Source organism: Pseudomonas sp. FW305-3-2-15-E-TSA4 (genome assembly GCF_058787295.1).
On sequence record NZ_JBYSZP010000047.1, the window covers coordinates 1 to 515 of the forward strand.

Consider the following 515-nt stretch of genomic DNA (forward strand, 5'->3'; position numbering starts at 1 on the left):
TAAGCCCGAACAGTTGGACGAGCGCCACTCGAATCACAAGCGTGGGCAAAGCCAGAGCACTCTCACTTCTGAGTGTAAGAGGGTTTTGCCATGATTTCCTGGGTCGGCATCGATATCTCCAAATCCAATCTGGTCGTCTGGGTTCAACCACAGAAAGACGGCTTTGAAGTTCCCAATACCGTTGAAGGCTTTGATGTGCTGGTCGCGCGTTTAGGTCAGTACACGGTTGGCCGCGTGTTGCTGGAAGCCACAGGCGGCTATGAACGCAAGGTCATGGCGGCATTGCAGCAGGCAAGTTTCAGCGTGTTGAGGATCAATCCTCGCCGGGCCAGAGCCTTTGCCGTAGCAATGGGCAAGAACGCCAAAACCGATCCCATCGACGCGGCGGTTCTCGCCGATTTTGCCGAAGCGCTGCATGCGTCTCGCGAAAAGCCCATCTCGCCTGAGCGTGAAGCCCTGCGCGAGTTGATTCAATTACGCGAGCACTTCGTCCAGCAGCGCGACGACAACAAGCG

General features: G+C 56.3%; 1 protein-coding gene. It reads left to right on the forward strand.

The genetic code is table 11. The annotated features are described in order from the left end of the window. Positions 1-90: 90 nt before the first annotated feature. Positions 91-515, forward strand: a 425-nt coding sequence (locus tag AC3WMV_RS28340) for an IS110 family transposase (protein WP_492561409.1), incomplete at its 3' end; no start/stop codon positions are given.